This is a genomic window from Acinetobacter tandoii, from assembly GCF_008867985.1.
Classification (GTDB): domain Bacteria; phylum Pseudomonadota; class Gammaproteobacteria; order Pseudomonadales; family Moraxellaceae; genus Acinetobacter; species Acinetobacter tandoii.
This window is the reverse complement of record NZ_VXLD01000001.1, coordinates 578,734-593,363: the sequence shown is the minus strand read 5'-3', so window position 1 is coordinate 593,363 and position 14,630 is coordinate 578,734. Positions and strand designations below refer to the sequence as shown.

Here is a 14,630-nt window from a genome sequence, read left to right as displayed (position 1 = left end):
AGAATTGAACTCTGTCTAGAAATGTTTAAAATGCACTGATTCGATATTTAGGCGCTAAGATTATGCAAGAAATGTGGTCAGAGATTGATGATTTTATCGATTCACATTTAATTCCTGAAGACCCAATTCTGTTACAAACACTTGAAAATACAGCTCAAAAAGGTTTTCCTGATCATCTAGCTGTTGCTCCTAATCAAGGCATGTTGTTGCAAATGCTTATTCAAATGAATCAATGTAAACGTGTCCTAGAGCTTGGCACATTTGCAGCTTACAGTACTATGTGGCTAGCACGTGCACTGCCTAAAGATGGTTATATTCTTACCATTGAAGGACGTGATACTCATGCAGCATTAGGTCAAGAAAATATTGACCGCGCGAATTTGCCACAAACCATTGAACTGAAAGTCGGACGCGCTGCTGACGTACTTAAAGCACTTCCAGCAGATTTTGAACCTTTTGATTTTATTTTTATTGATGCAGATAAACAAAGCTATCCCGAATACTTAGAACTCAGCTTAGACTTATCTCACTCAGGCACCATTATTGTGCTCGATAATGTGATTCGTGCTGGTGATATTGTGAATCCAGAAAATCATAAGCCAAGTATAGAAGGTATTCGAGAAACTTTTGTGCGTTTAAAAAACCATCCAAGATTGCTGTCTTGCACAGCGTTACAGACGGTTGGCAGTAAAGGGCATGATGGTTTTGCAATTGCGATTGTAAAATAGCAATCAAAGCACAAAAAACACTCTATTGTATTTTTAATTTAAAATACAATTACTTACAAATATTGTCCATATAGTTATCCACATATAATGCGGATAACTATAAATTTATGCAATCCATTCTAAATTCTTATTTTGCAACCAAGAGTGGAACTGTTGAATTTCTGAATATTGTGGTGGTAATACTTCCTAAAAAGAATTGGTGAATCTTGCTGTGGCTAAATGCCCCCATAACCACTAATTTAATATCATGTTCTCGCTGATATTCCAAGATGTTTTCTGAAACATCGCCATAACGGTATTCTACAACGACATCTAAACCCGCATCTCTTAAGAACTGTGAGGGTTCATTTAAAATTTCGGGATGATCTCCAACATAAAGCAAATGACATTGTAACAAGCGCAATAAATCACTTTGCGCAATTCGATGCATCATCTTGGTACAAGTAGGAGAATATTCGTAGGCAAAAATAAAGCGAGTCGGCGGTACAAACTTCTCTCCGACTGTTAGTACAGTACTACTTACACCACGAATAAAATTTTCAACATTACCACCAATGGGTTTATTACGCTCTGCCGAGCGTTCACCCACCCGACCAATCACAGCAATATCATCTTCTTTAAGTACATGAAAACTTTGTTCTAGAAAGTCCCCTTTTTCCTGAATATGTGTCGTATCTAAGCCATATTTATCTTTGACCATTTCAGAAATATGATTGAGTAGGTTGTTACTATAATCGAGTGCGAGTTGGCTTTGTTTCTGCTCAAGTTCTGCCAGCTCTTTGAGTAACATTGCATTACTTTCAAAACCAATGACTCCGCTAATTTCACCTAAATGGTAACTGGCAGGATAGTAGTCCAACACTTGTAATAACACGAGTTCGCGTTGTGTTTGTTTTGCAATCCAAGCTGCTGCTTCTGCGACAGCATTGATGCAGGGAGAAGAATCTATACACGCTATTACCCGTTTCATTGTTCGCCTCTCAATTAGTCTCTAGGAACTATAGGTCTAGTTGTTGTCTCTAAACTTAGCACATCTAATAATGAGTTGGCATCTTTTGTGTAACCGAGATTGATGAAAAATATACAATTATTCTATTCACGGTAACGAATAAAGCGGGCTGGATTACCTGCCACAACTTCTCTTTCCCCGACATCTTTGGTGACCATACTTTGCATTCCAACAATTGCATGATCCCCTATCTTGATACCATCTTTTACCCCGACATGTGCACCTAACCAAACATCACGCCCAATTTCAATTCCTTGTGAGCGTACAGGTTGCTGGTAAATAGGTTGATCTAACTGCGTGCCATGGTCAAAAGCATAAAGATGACTGTAAGCAGCAATACGTACCTGATCATGCAATTTAATCCCGACTCGCCCACCATCTAAAATACAGTGATGATTAATGGCTACTTCATTACCAATGTCCAGTGGTCCATGCAAGGTACAATCTGCGGCAATAAAACAATTATCACCAATCTTGATGGTACGTCCGCGCTCTGCAAAAATATGGGCCAATGGAGAAATAAAACAGTTCTTTCCAATCTCAACCGTTTCCATTTCTCTCAAATATTGTTGATATTCATTTTGCCATTGTTCCGCCCATGCACGATGTTTCGGCTTTAAAGTCCAGTAAAGCCAAGGCATGTAGTTAAGTCGGTGTTTATGCTGTTCACGATATTTCAGTAATGGATCTGGCTCAGTCATGCTGTTCTTCCACTAACTTAAGTTGTTCACGACCACGAGTGACATCCCGAATTTTGTCTGCCAATTCTGGAATTTGGTGAACTTGTAACTGTAGCTCGACAACAACTCCCTCCGCAGTATATTGCTCTTGAAAATCAATTCCCTGATGTTGCATTTCATATTGAAAGATCGACCACTCCGAAAACTGACAACCAAAATATGCCTTTTTCTTCTCGATTAATTCAATTTTCTCTGCTAGAAGTAAACATTGTCCCGCACTACCGCCATAGGCACGTACCAAACCACCTGTGCCCAACTTTATTCCGCCATACCAGCGGTTTACGAGTACTAGCACATTCGTCAGCTCATTGCCTTCTATCGTTGCCAATATAGGGCGTCCCGCTGTACCGGAAGGTTCACCATCATCATTAAAGCGAACCTGATGCCCAATTTTCCATGCCCAACATTGATGAGTCGTCGTGATATCTTTGTTTACTTCAAGAAAAGTTTTTACAGCCTCTTCATTTTCGACAGGAACAGCTATCGCTTGAAAACGGCTTTTCTTTATTTCTTCTTCATAACTGACTTGGGCTGCGATAGTGAATGGCATATTCAAAGATAACTAACAGGAATAGCTCAATTGTAACGTGTTTCAATTCCCAACCTAAACACGAGTTGATAAAAAACCCCCATATATATGGAGGTTTTTCTCTTAAAGATTATTCAGCGTTTAAGCTTAAACCATGAAATCTTCACCCAAGTAAACCTGACGAACGGTTTCATTTTCTAAAATTTCTTGTGGCGTACCTTCCGCAATTACGGAACCTTCACTCACAATATAAGCGCGTTCACAAATTGCCAAAGTCTCACGCACGTTGTGATCGGTAATGAGTACACCAATACCACGATCTTTAAGCGTACGAATAATGTCTTTAATGTCATTTACAGAAATTGGATCGACCCCTGCAAATGGCTCATCTAACAGCATGAATTTAGGATCTGCAGCTAAGGCACGGGCGATTTCAGCACGACGGCGCTCACCACCCGAAACACTCATCCCTAACGAGTCTTTAATGTGGGTAATTTTAAAATCCGCCAATAACTCTGTTAAACGCTGTTGTCGTTGCTGCTTATTTAGATCTTTGCGGGTTTCTAAAATTGCCATAATATTTTCAGAAATCGTTAATTTTCTGAAAATTGAGGCTTCTTGCGGTAAATAACCAATGCCTTTACGTGCACGTTCATGCATGGCAAGGTCGGACATATCCAAATTATCTAGATGGATCTCACCTTTATCCATACGCACCAGTCCAACCACCATATAGAAACTGGTTGTTTTACCCGCGCCATTCGGACCGAGCAAACCTACAATTTTCCCACTTTGCATACTAAAGGAAACGTCTTTTACAACCCAACGTTTACTATAGTTCTTCGCAAGGTGCTTAATACAAAGGGTTTGTGTCGCAGTCTCAACCTGATCCATTAATCACGCGCTCCTGGGAAGGATTTAGTACTTGAAGGCGGAATCACAATTTGTACACGACCAGATGATGAACCCGTGCTATTTGGTGTTCCTGTCGCTTCAATATCACCCTTATTCATGCTGTATTTTAATGTATTACCACGAATACTCGCACCATCTTGTTCTAATAGTGCACCACCAGACATGGTGATGATACCTGTTTCCGCATTATAAACAATTTTTTGTGCCTGCCCTTTAGCTAAGCCTTTATTGGCATCTAGCTGTTGCTGGAAGCGCGCAGGGCCTCCCGTGGCAGTAATTGAACTGATCTGTTTTTTCTGATTCAGGTTGGCAACAATTGAGTTTGCTTGTAAACGCATCGTACCTTGTTCAATAATCACATTGCCAGAGTAAGTCGTTACCCCAGTTTTTTCGTTAAAAGTCGCACGGTCTGCCACCAAAGAAATTGGTTGATTGCGATCCGAAGGAATTGCAAAAGCACTAGATGCCGCAACAATTGCTATACTGAGTACAACTGCTTTTTTAAGGAAAGCTTTATAAGCTTGAAACTTAAGATTTTGGTTCATACTTTCCTCGAATATTAAAAAATTCGTATTGACCATCATTTAAATTGGCTTTCAATCCCTGACTGACAAACTCTGCTTGTGGAGATTGCACGGTCACTTGATGGTTTGTTTCTATAACTCGGGTTTGCGGGAACGCCGTCAGCTCATCAGTTAAAAACTGCATTTTCCCCTGCCCTTGATCTAATAACTTGGTAGCAACGACCTGTTGAGACAAAACAACTTTTTTATTGTCTTCATAACCATTCGCTTGCTTAGCAAAAAATGTCGCATTTACAGCGCCATCTTTATACATTGAAGCATTCAAGTTCTCGAGCTTAGTGGTTTGTTTTTGCATATCCTGCTCAAGTCGATCAACTTGAGCACGAATATATAAATTTCCTGCATCATCGGTTTGGGTTAAATTAATTTTTTCTGCGGAATACGTCATACTTCGCGCAGATGCAGTTTCTAATTTATTCCCTTTACCACTGTAATAGTAATAACCACCACTTACAGCAGCAATTGCAATCGCCGTGACATATAAAACTTTGGTATCCATAAGTGTGGTTCTTCACTAAAAACAATTATGTACGTATATAAGCATTAATGCGGGATTGTAATAAATTTTTCAAGTAGCTCTTGGTAAGTCCCTTTCGCCATCAGCAGCATGTCGCAAACTTCACGTACTGCACCACGACCACCCATCGCTTGTGTGACTAAATCAGCGCGACGACGTACTTCAACATGACCATTCGGCACCGTGACTTTCATCCCTGCGATAGCAAAGGCTGAAAGATCAGGCCAGTCATCACCCATATATAAACAATCATCTGGTGAAAGATTAAGCTGAGCACATGCCTCACGCAAAGCTACACCTTTATCTTCACGCCCTTGAAAAACTAAGTCGACACCTAAATCTGACATTCGCTTTTCTACAATATTACTTTTACGGCCAGTAATAATAATCACTTTCATACCAGACTTTTGTACCAACTTCATGCCTAAACCATCACGAATATCAAAGGATTTAATTTCATCCCCCGAATTGGTTAAAGTCACAAAACCATCACTTAAAATACCATCGACATCTAATACGAGCGCTTGAATATGACGTGCTTGTTCTAATAAAACATAAGATGCCATGGATTAATTTACCCCTGCTTGAATTAAGTCATGCATGCTAATCACACCAATGACTTTATTGGCATCATCAACAACTACAAATTGATTGATTTTTTTGTCGCGTAATTTTTCTAAAGCTTGTACCGCACGTGCTTCTTGCGAAATCGTTGCTGGATGTTGAATCATTACTTCAGATACAGGAAGATTGACATCAAAACCTTGCTGTTTATCAATTAAACGACGCAAATCACCATCGGTAAAAATACCCAATAATCGATTTTCTGAATCGACAACGGTAGTTAAACCCAAACGTTTATTTGAAATTTCGTATAGCACTTTATTCATTGGCGTTTCAGGTGCAACTTTCGGTAGTTCTGCACCTGTGTGCATTAAGTGTTTTACATGCAACAACAAGCGTTTACCTAAAGCACCAGCAGGATGCGAACGTGCAAAATCATCCGCCGTGAAGCCACGTGCTTCCAATAAAGCTACAGCTAAAGCATCACCCAATGCCAAAGTGGCAGTCGTACTTGATGTTGGTGCAAGACCCAATGGGCAAGCTTCTTGAATGTTGCCTAAAGTGAGTGCCACATCAGCATTTTGCGGCATTGGACCAGTATCATCACCGCTAATGGTAATTAAAGGCACTTCTAAATGTTTGATTAGTGGCATTAACATCATAATTTCATCACTCTTTCCCGAGTTTGAAATTGCAATCAATACATCTCCACGAACCAACATGCCCAAATCGCCATGCCCCGCTTCACCAGGATGCATAAAGAATGAAGGTGTACCTGTTGAAGCAAATGTCGCCGCCATTTTACGACCAATATGCCCTGATTTCCCCATACCTGTTACCACTAAGCGCCCTTTGCACTGTAAGATAATTTCACAGGCACGACTGAAACGCTCATCTATTTGCGTTGCTAATACCCCTAAAGCTTGTTCTTCAATGCGCAAAGTTTCTAATGCGGCTTTCTGAAAATCGATTGGATTCGGCATGGTTTGTAAATTCAACGTTGGCAACCTTAAACTCGATAAGAGCTCATTTCAGGGTATTTCATCATTATCGAAATAATGACTTACCCCAGTCTCAAGCAAAAAATAATTTTCGCAATTTTATCATATCTATGCAAATGCATCGTTTCTAAATGTATAAGTTTTCACTTACTTATAAAAATAACGTATAAAACTTTGTGAATCATGGACCTTACGTTATGATGAGAAATCTTTTTGTTATCGCAATATGTAAGCCCTATGCAACCTTTTGTTCTTTACAATTCAGAGCAACGTAAAAAAGTAGAATTTGTACCGCGTAAAGAAGGTCATATCGACATGTATGTCTGCGGCATGACCGTCTACGACTACTGTCATATTGGACATGCGCGTGTAATGGTTGCATTCGACTATATCATTCGTTTTTTACGTAGTCAGGGCTGGAACGTCAAATACGTTCGTAACATTACCGATATTGACGACAAAATTATTAAACGCGCCAACGAAAATGGTGAAAGCATTACTGCGCTTACCGACCGCTTTATTCAAGCTATGAATGAAGATGCCGAGAATTTGGGCTGTTTATACCCCGATGAAGCGCCACGCGCGACAGAATATATTGACCAAATGCAAAGCATGATTGGTAATTTGGTTAATAAAGGTACAGCCTACCCTGCAAATAATGGTGATGTATATTTCCAAGTAGAAAAATTTGCAAAATATGGTCGTCTTTCAGGTCGTAAACTTGACGATATGCAAGCAGGTGCATCAGAACGTGTTGATGTGGAAGTTGAGAAAAAACATCCTTTCGACTTCGTACTCTGGAAACATGCCAAAGAAAATGAGCCTGCGTGGGCTTCGCCTTGGGGCAATGGCCGTCCAGGTTGGCATATTGAATGTTCTGCGATGTCAACATGCTGCCTAGGTAACCATTTTGATATTCATGGTGGTGGTTCGGACCTCATGTTCCCACACCATGAAAACGAAATTGCCCAAAGTGAAGCATCGACAGGCGAACAATATGTAAATTATTGGATGCACGTGGGCTTTATTAACGTTGATGGCGAAAAAATGTCGAAGTCTTTAGGCAACTTCTTCACCATCCGTGATGTAATGGATAAATTCCATCCTGAAGTCATTCGTTACTTTATTGTGTCTTCACACTATCGTAGCCCAGTGAACTTCTCAGATGTGGCTTTAAAAGAAGCAAAAACCACATTAAGCCGTTTCTACCACTCATTCAAAGCCTATCAACAAATATACGGCACCAATGTGGTTGAACAGCTAGATGATACTTTGGTTGAACGTTTTAATACTGCAATGCGCGATGACTTTAATACCGCCGAAGCAATTGCTGTGTTGTTTGAAATTAACAAAGAACTCAATCGTTCAGTCAAAGAAGAAAATGCTGAACAAGCAGTAATTTATTATTCAACGTTGCGTCACCTCACCAACATTCTAGGTCTGGTACAGCATGACGTAGAAGAGTTTTTAAAGTCAGATATTGGGCAAGAAGCTTTAGGCTTGTCTGAAGCAGACATTGAAGATCTCATTCAACAACGTCAAGATGCGAAGAAAGCGAAGGATTTCGCAAAAGCTGACGGCATTCGTCAGTCACTATTGGATCAGGGTGTGGTTTTGGAAGATACACGCCAAGGTACAGTATGGCGTCGTGCTGATTAATTCAGCAATTGCATTATAGAGAGTTGACAGTCAAATTAAACTCTCTATAATGCACATCCATATTGCGGGAATAGCTCAGTTGGTAGAGCACAACCTTGCCAAGGTTGGGGTCGCGAGTTCGAGTCTCGTTTCCCGCTCCAAAATTTTAAAAGCGCTTATCAAAAGATAAGCGCTTTTTTATTAGTTTTATATAAGCTTGTTTTTATAAAAATTTCTTAAACTTAAAATATGACATCACACAATTACTCTTTTAAAAGTCACATCAAAGGACCATTTTAAATAAGGTCTTTTTCATTACTATTTCAATTCGATGACTTCACATCCTTTCCTTAAAGGACAAGGTTCGCCCCCTAGCAAATTTTCAAGCATATTTTGTATATGTTGCAATTGTCCCATTTTCTCCTGAATCATCACTAATTTTTCTCGCAAAATTAGTTGAAATTGCTCAGCGGGAATCTCGTTTTCTCCCACGATATTAATAATTTGTTTTATTTCAGCAAGTGTAAAGCCTAGATTTTTAGCAGTCTGGATAAGTTTTAGTTGTTGCAGCGTTTGTTCAGGATAATCCTTGTAGCCATTATTGCGTACTAAAGGCTGAATCAATTCCATCTTTTCATAAAAACGAATCGTGTCCCGACTTAAATTAATTTGTTGTGATAGCTCGCCGATTAGCATATTCAGTTTCCTTTTATATTTTTTAAAAAACTCTTGACCGTGGACTATACTCCACAGTTTAGCTTAAGCATTAACAATTAATCGAGTTTAATTTTATGCTTATGTCATCGCAAACTGCACTTGTAGTCGGTGCAACTGGATTTATTGGTAAGTTCCTTGTCGCACAATTACTTAGAGATCGTGCAAAAGTGTTTGCTTTATGTCGCAATATCAATGAACAAGAACCTCAATTTCGTCGTTGGCTGACACAGCAAAACATCAATGATCAAGAGCTGAGTTTTATTCAAGGCGATATTACTTTACCCAATTTAGGGTTATCACCTGAAGACTGGAAAACATTGAAAGAGGTGAATTATCTATATAATGCTAGTGCATTATTCAAATGGCATCTGTCTATGCAGCAGGCTAAAGCTGTCAATGTTGATGGACTAACCAATCTGCTTCATAGCGTGAACAAACATTGCCATTTAGAACGTGCAGTACACTTATCAGGCTTTATGTTGACCCTCGATCAGCATTTAAAAGCAGCGGGCATATTCCGAGAACATATCGAAAAAACTGACTGGCCAAAAATTTATGAGGCACTAGGCGCTTATGAAGCTTCAAAAATTGAAGGGCATTTTAACTGGATTAAACAAGCAAACCTATTAAATATACCTTGGACAGTCATCCACCCTGCCACCGTGATTGGAGATGAAATAACGGGAGAAATTCCAGCATCTCAACCTATTACTGCTCTAATTCAACAGCTTCAACAAAGAAAAATGAGTGCTCTTCCTGGTACACCACAACATTCTCTACCTTTGGTATCAGTTACTATGTTGGTGAATGCTATGGTACATGCTAGTGAAGACCCTGAAACAGTTAAGCAGGAAATTCTAGTGGCGAATCCTCAGCAAATATCGCTTCAAACTTTAGTACAAATCGTTGCTCAGTCATTAGAAATTAATCCTCCACGGCATTTTATTTCTATCTCTTTTTTAACATGGCTTTTAAAGTGGCAATGGTTAGCAAAAAAATTAGATATGTCCCCTGAAATGCTAAACTTTATCAGAACTGAGCAGCTTGATCTGGGAGCATTCAATCGACTAAATCAACAATGGAAAATCCCTCCAACCGAGCTGAAAGAAACCATGCAAAAGACTGTGGAGTGGGTTACTCGCTGATATTAATATCATCGTTTGATATTAAATACATCCTAGTCTTTACGGCATTATCAACTTTATTAAAATCTAGTTCACTGTGCATTTTTAAAAGAGAATGCACAGCAATACAAATCGGCATATTTCGTCGTACCACAACGCCCATTCACTCGGCTAATTCATAACAACAATCCTGTTACAAAATGAATACCTCCTCCATCAATATAAATAGCAACAGTTTGTGGAATAAGATCCATCTTATTGTGTAAATCCATCTAAAATTGTCAAATGTATATGGATTTCATTCACTAGATGATGAGAACTGCTTGAGCCAAATTTGATTTAATAAGATCGAATTCAAAGCCAATCACCATAGATAAAAACAAGCAAAATATGACTTTATTCATCTGACAACATTTAATAGCCTTGTCGGAATAGATTTGAACCCCTAGTTTGCTGAGTTTTTTGATTGAACACACTATTGAATTACTGAATACGCCTTGAGAAACTGATTGCTATAACAAAATCACCGACACTTAAAAATTAACTTTAAATGCAACTGATGCAAAATCTCGATCATCAATAGTACTGAAATTATTGGAACCAAAAAAGTTTACGTAAGCAAACTCTACATTATATTTTTGCTGATACGTTGCCGAAACAGCCGCAGTCAAACTCATTTGTCCTTCTTGAAAATTTTGGCTAAAGCCATATAGGTCGTGGCGAAACAACACACTTGGTATAATAACTGTGGCAGGTAGCACATCTTTATAAGTCAGAGCGCCACGTAAACGGTATCCATATGACCATTGGGTAAAAAAGCCATCTGTGTTACAAAAACGTTTATTTAAATGGTCAATTTCATCATTGGATAGATGCGCTGTACCATAAGGCGTGCATTGATTTTCCTTGGTTTCAGGATTATAAGCACCAGATGACAGTTCACTGCGTCCAAATGCACCGACTCGACCAAAGCGATAGTTACCAATATCACCAATATGATTCATGGCCAATTCAGTAGCCCAATTCAGGGTATTCGCACCCAATACATTGTTCAAGCTATCACTGACACCAAATGAAAACTGTGTTACAGGTGCACGCACATAACCTTGTAAATATTGTCCAAATTCAGCAGAAGTTCCTCTATCCGTCAGTGGCGTATTTTTGTCTAAGACCTGAGCATAAACAATATCTGTACCATTAAACTGCAAAGGCTGATTAGGTTTGTGGCTTAATTCACTAAAAACAGATGTCGTACCGACTTTTGCTGCCAAGCTCAGTCCATACATTTTGATATCTTCTGGATAGATTGAGAAAAATTGCGCTGTATTAAAATTTGTAGGGCCGACTGCAGTTACAGCGGTTCCATCAAAATTAGCATTGCGGCTATGATAATTTGCAAAATACAACCCAAGCTCAGCATTATTGAACTTAGGCAAAGTTTGTTTTAAAGAAAATCCATACTGTCCACTGTCTTTGGCATATCGACTTTCACTCCGCGGAATATAAGATTTGTTCTGTAAAGCGGTATCAGACAGTTTATCACCTGGCATGACCGTAATCAGAATTGGTCCACAGTTTTCGGGTACGAAGTCTGAAATAGCAAAGAATGTTCCGCAGCCATCGACCACAGAGGGTCTAAATTTAAACTGATAGAAACCAGCAAACTTTAAATACGGGTTTATGCCTGCTTCAAAAGAAAACATTTCTGTTGGAATCACACGCTCTCTAGTATCACCACCTGGACGATTCATCGCAGCATAATCAAAAGCACTTACACTGTTTAATCCATTTTGGAAGAATTGTGATTTGCCCCACTGCAAAGTCTGCTTGCCTAGTTTCATACTCGCCGTTTGACCCTGATCTAAAGCAAAGTTTTTCCAGATATAAGCATCCCACAAGTCGATACCTTTAAAATTAGCAAGTCGTGGCCACGCAGAATCATCAAAGGCTTTTAAGTCACCTTCTCCAGTTTCATAGGCATGGTCATACCAATACTTTGCACTAACAACAGCACCCTGCTGTTTTCCTGTTAAGCTGAGCTCACTCAAGCCTTTGATCACTTGAGATATTGCATCGCCTTCATTGAAATTCACGCGACCGTCATCACCATTAATATCAATGCTATGACCATCTTTTCCAATGTAGTTCGCATCAGGTTTATAGACCAGTGAACTAGAAGCACCTTGAGTACTCCAATTTGTCCCATAGCTGAGCGACGTTTTGCTTTCAAGCTTCCATTCCCCATTTAAATCGAAACTTGCAGCGAAAACCTCACACATAACCAAGCTCAGACTTAAACAAAGAACCGTTTTTTTCATCAGTGAAATATGATGATTTTGTCCATTCAAAGACACAAAATAACTGACCATATCATCTCCATATCGATATGATTTAATTTAAATACTGTGATTAATTTCAATAAGAATGCTGAAAATTCTGCTTACTTTGCCACGACTGACCATGCAGCATTTTTGTTTAAATTCAACATTTTTGCTCCACATCTCTATTTATTCTGTAAAGCCATCCTTTGGCCCGATATTTAAATTGACTGTTTTAAAATGTACGAATTTATCTTTAAGTCATACCAATTAGTCGTTCAGTCATTTACACGGAATCATTTTTAGATATTGGAATTCATCTACAAACTAAGAAACACTTTTAATTTGCAGAGCATCTAGCTGCAAAATCAATTGCTCCGCCAGAGGCCAATACCCAAAACCAGAAGCGGGGTTCAAGTGTCCGACTATTCCTGCATTAACCAATTGACTTCCCCATATCTTCGCCATAGCTTCAACAGCTTGAAATGTTGCTAAATGATCATTGGTACTGGCAACCACAATGCTAGGAAAAGGTAGTTTTTGACTCGGTAATGGACACCAACCTTCTTTTTTAAGCGTCTCTGGACTTAGGTAACTATCAGGCCAGCTTTCAGACAAGTCAGGTGGTGTAACTAGAAGTGCACCCTGAATGTTATATTGATACAAAGCAGCCCAATGTATCGTCATCAATACACCCGCACTATGCGCCACCAAAATAACAGGCCCTTCAATTTTTCTGAGTTCCGCCTCAATCCGTGCCACACGGTTTGCGCAATTTAACTTCTCTGTTTCCACGGGCGGTACTGAATAAACTTTACCTAAACGTGATGCCAGTATGGTTTGCCAATGATCCTCTACATGATCCCGTAACCCTGGAATAATCAAAACTGTCGCGTGTGTGAATATTTTTTCCATAGTTCTACACCCTGAGCTCCTTGCTCTTTCAGGCTAATGGTTATTTTTATTTCTTATTCACAATAAGTTTTCAGTTAAACGCTCGATATACATTTCGCGACAACGCCTTTTCATTTGACGACAATAAGGTGTTAACAATTTTAGAAATTGAGTGGGTTTGGTCTAAGCTATGGTGTAGAAGCAATATCGAATACTTTGCTAAATCTGATATTTTCGTTATAACTAGAAACTAACCAGGATGGTTAAAATACAGAAGGAAAAAGATCGTGGTTCCTCTCGCGCATACAGCTATGCTCAAAAACTATTTAAATGTGAGCCAACAGTTAAACCTCAATCCTTACCATTTATTGTCAAATGTCGGGCTTTATCCTACTCAACTCAATGATCCAAAATTACGAATTTCTGTAGACAAAGCCATTCAGCTTTTAGAACAATCTGCTCAGGAGAGTGGTTGTGAAACTTTTGGCTTACATATGGCAGAACAACGCCAAATTGCAGATTTTGGGGAACTAAGCTTATTGCTCAATTATCAGCTAACCTTGCGTGATGCTTTACAAACAATTGTTCGCTATCGAAACCTCATTAATAATGCTTTAGAAATATATATTGAAGAAGTTGGCCATACAGTCATTATTCACATCGAAGTGATCTCTGCTACCCAGCAATATAGTCGCCAAGCAATTGAACTCGCTCTAGGAATCACACACCGCTTTTGTGCTGCTTTATTATCACAGAAATGGCGCCCACTCAGTATACACTTCACACATGATGCTCCGCAGAATTTAAACATTCATCAACGGGTCTTTGGTTGTTTACTCGAATTTGGTAGTGAGTTCAATGGCATTGTTTGTACATCTTCTGAATTGGATAAAGCAAACCCACAAGCCAATATTGCAATGGCAGATCATGCCCGACGTTATCTCGATATTGATATATTGCAACATGAAAATGAATCTTCAACTGTTTTTGAAGTTCGTAAAAGTATCTATGTTCTTTTACCTATGGGACGTGCGACCATTGAACAAGTTGCTCAAACACACGGCGTGAATGTACGTACACTACAACGTAAATTAGAAACTGCTGAAACTAGCTTTAGCATCTTAATCAACGATGTACGTCGCACACTAGTAGTTCGTTATTTGAATAACTTAAATTACTCACTGGCTCAAGTTTCCGATATTTTGGGCTATTCTGTACCCAGCTCATTTACTCGTTGGTTTATTAGCCAATTTGGCGTTTCACCAACAACATGGCGTAATCAACAAAACCCTTCTATTAAGTAAAGGATGCTGAGATGAAGTTTCATAGAACAAACATTTGAAACCATGAAA

General features: G+C 39.1%; 15 protein-coding genes and 1 tRNA gene. 5 read left to right on the top strand and 11 right to left on the bottom strand.

Annotated elements, in window-relative coordinates; genetic code table 11:
- Positions 1-62 precede the first annotated feature (62 nt).
- The gene (locus F4W09_RS02935) at positions 63-728 is read left to right on the top strand and encodes an O-methyltransferase (protein ID WP_044737940.1); all 666 of its coding nucleotides are present in this window, start codon (positions 63-65) and stop codon (positions 726-728) included.
- Between the two features lie 127 nt (positions 729-855).
- Here the strand turns inward: F4W09_RS02935 and F4W09_RS02930 are convergent, their stop codons facing one another.
- The 8 genes from F4W09_RS02930 to F4W09_RS02895 form a co-directional block, all read right to left on the bottom strand.
- On the bottom strand, positions 856-1,698 hold the full coding sequence (locus F4W09_RS02930; protein WP_016166508.1) for a universal stress protein: 843 nt from the start codon (positions 1,696-1,698) through the stop codon (positions 856-858).
- Between the two features lie 122 nt (positions 1,699-1,820).
- Positions 1,821-2,438, bottom strand: a complete 618-nt coding sequence (locus F4W09_RS02925) for a DapH/DapD/GlmU-related protein (RefSeq protein ID WP_151503960.1) — start codon at positions 2,436-2,438, stop codon at positions 1,821-1,823.
- A complete protein-coding gene (locus tag F4W09_RS02920; RefSeq protein ID WP_151503959.1) occupies positions 2,431-3,027 on the bottom strand; it encodes an IMPACT family protein in 597 nt (198 codons plus the stop codon). The genes F4W09_RS02925 and F4W09_RS02920 overlap by 8 nt, the downstream gene beginning before the upstream one ends.
- 126 nt (positions 3,028-3,153) lie before the next feature.
- The gene (gene lptB, locus F4W09_RS02915; RefSeq protein WP_151503958.1) at positions 3,154-3,900 is read right to left on the bottom strand and encodes an LPS export ABC transporter ATP-binding protein; all 747 of its coding nucleotides are present in this window, start codon (positions 3,898-3,900) and stop codon (positions 3,154-3,156) included.
- A complete protein-coding gene (lptA, locus tag F4W09_RS02910; RefSeq protein WP_016166512.1) occupies positions 3,900-4,466 on the bottom strand; it encodes a lipopolysaccharide transport periplasmic protein LptA in 567 nt (188 codons plus the stop codon). The genes lptB and lptA overlap by 1 nt, the downstream gene beginning before the upstream one ends.
- The gene (gene lptC / locus F4W09_RS02905; RefSeq protein ID WP_016166513.1) at positions 4,450-5,004 is read right to left on the bottom strand and encodes an LPS export ABC transporter periplasmic protein LptC; all 555 of its coding nucleotides are present in this window, start codon (positions 5,002-5,004) and stop codon (positions 4,450-4,452) included. The genes lptA and lptC overlap by 17 nt, the downstream gene beginning before the upstream one ends.
- A 44-nt stretch (positions 5,005-5,048) precedes the next feature.
- Positions 5,049-5,588, bottom strand: coding sequence for a KdsC family phosphatase (locus F4W09_RS02900; RefSeq protein ID WP_044737935.1), 540 nt, complete (start codon positions 5,586-5,588; stop codon positions 5,049-5,051).
- Positions 5,589-5,591: 3 nt separating this feature from the next.
- Entirely contained in the window at positions 5,592-6,569 is a 978-nt protein-coding gene (locus F4W09_RS02895; RefSeq protein ID WP_151504002.1) for a KpsF/GutQ family sugar-phosphate isomerase, read from the bottom strand.
- Between the two features lie 255 nt (positions 6,570-6,824).
- On the opposite strand from F4W09_RS02895, the gene cysS reads away from it, so the two are divergent.
- Entirely contained in the window at positions 6,825-8,246 is a 1,422-nt protein-coding gene (gene cysS / locus F4W09_RS02890) for a cysteine--tRNA ligase (protein ID WP_151503957.1), read from the top strand.
- A 64-nt stretch (positions 8,247-8,310) separates the two neighbouring features.
- A tRNA-Gly gene (locus tag F4W09_RS02885) sits at positions 8,311-8,386 on the top strand.
- A gap of 157 nt (positions 8,387-8,543) precedes the next feature.
- On the opposite strand, the gene F4W09_RS02880 is transcribed toward F4W09_RS02885, so the two are convergent.
- Positions 8,544-8,921: a MerR family transcriptional regulator gene (locus F4W09_RS02880; RefSeq protein ID WP_016166517.1), complete on the bottom strand. Its 378-nt coding sequence runs from the start codon at positions 8,919-8,921 to the stop codon at positions 8,544-8,546.
- A 95-nt stretch (positions 8,922-9,016) separates the two neighbouring features.
- Here F4W09_RS02880 and F4W09_RS02875 point away from each other — a divergent pair, with 95 nt between their 5' ends.
- Positions 9,017-10,087 (top strand): SDR family oxidoreductase, encoded by a 1,071-nt coding sequence (locus F4W09_RS02875; RefSeq protein WP_151503956.1) that lies wholly within the window; start codon positions 9,017-9,019, stop codon positions 10,085-10,087.
- A gap of 512 nt (positions 10,088-10,599) precedes the next feature.
- On the opposite strand, the gene F4W09_RS02870 is transcribed toward F4W09_RS02875, so the two are convergent.
- Both F4W09_RS02870 and F4W09_RS02865 read right to left on the bottom strand, forming a co-directional pair.
- Positions 10,600-12,435, bottom strand: a complete 1,836-nt coding sequence (locus tag F4W09_RS02870; protein ID WP_151503955.1) for a DUF1302 domain-containing protein — start codon at positions 12,433-12,435, stop codon at positions 10,600-10,602.
- Positions 12,436-12,711: 276 nt separating this feature from the next.
- Complete coding sequence (locus F4W09_RS02865) at positions 12,712-13,299, bottom strand: RBBP9/YdeN family alpha/beta hydrolase (protein ID WP_151503954.1); 588 nt, start codon at positions 13,297-13,299, stop codon at positions 12,712-12,714.
- Between the two features lie 266 nt (positions 13,300-13,565).
- Here F4W09_RS02865 and F4W09_RS02860 point away from each other — a divergent pair, with 266 nt between their 5' ends.
- On the top strand, positions 13,566-14,582 hold the full coding sequence (locus F4W09_RS02860; RefSeq protein ID WP_151503953.1) for an AraC family transcriptional regulator: 1,017 nt from the start codon (positions 13,566-13,568) through the stop codon (positions 14,580-14,582).
- Positions 14,583-14,630 lie beyond the last annotated feature (48 nt).

Coding starts and splice junctions, on each gene's coding strand:
- F4W09_RS02870 (WP_151503955.1), bottom strand. CDS start 12,435: ATGGTCAGTTATTTTGTGTCTTTGAATGGACAAAATCATCATATTTCA.
- F4W09_RS02875 (WP_151503956.1), top strand. CDS start 9,017: ATGCTTATGTCATCGCAAACTGCACTTGTAGTCGGTGCAACTGGATTT.
- F4W09_RS02920 (WP_151503959.1), bottom strand. CDS start 3,027: ATGCCATTCACTATCGCAGCCCAAGTCAGTTATGAAGAAGAAATAAAG.
- F4W09_RS02925 (WP_151503960.1), bottom strand. CDS start 2,438: ATGACTGAGCCAGATCCATTACTGAAATATCGTGAACAGCATAAACAC.
- F4W09_RS02930 (WP_016166508.1), bottom strand. CDS start 1,698: ATGAAACGGGTAATAGCGTGTATAGATTCTTCTCCCTGCATCAATGCT.
- lptA (WP_016166512.1), bottom strand. CDS start 4,466: ATGAACCAAAATCTTAAGTTTCAAGCTTATAAAGCTTTCCTTAAAAAA.
- F4W09_RS02900 (WP_044737935.1), bottom strand. CDS start 5,588: ATGGCATCTTATGTTTTATTAGAACAAGCACGTCATATTCAAGCGCTC.
- lptC (WP_016166513.1), bottom strand. CDS start 5,004: ATGGATACCAAAGTTTTATATGTCACGGCGATTGCAATTGCTGCTGTA.
- cysS (WP_151503957.1), top strand. CDS start 6,825: ATGCAACCTTTTGTTCTTTACAATTCAGAGCAACGTAAAAAAGTAGAA.
- F4W09_RS02935 (WP_044737940.1), top strand. CDS start 63: ATGCAAGAAATGTGGTCAGAGATTGATGATTTTATCGATTCACATTTA.
- lptB (WP_151503958.1), bottom strand. CDS start 3,900: ATGGATCAGGTTGAGACTGCGACACAAACCCTTTGTATTAAGCACCTT.
- F4W09_RS02880 (WP_016166517.1), bottom strand. CDS start 8,921: ATGCTAATCGGCGAGCTATCACAACAAATTAATTTAAGTCGGGACACG.
- F4W09_RS02895 (WP_151504002.1), bottom strand. CDS start 6,569: ATGCCGAATCCAATCGATTTTCAGAAAGCCGCATTAGAAACTTTGCGC.
- F4W09_RS02865 (WP_151503954.1), bottom strand. CDS start 13,299: ATGGAAAAAATATTCACACACGCGACAGTTTTGATTATTCCAGGGTTA.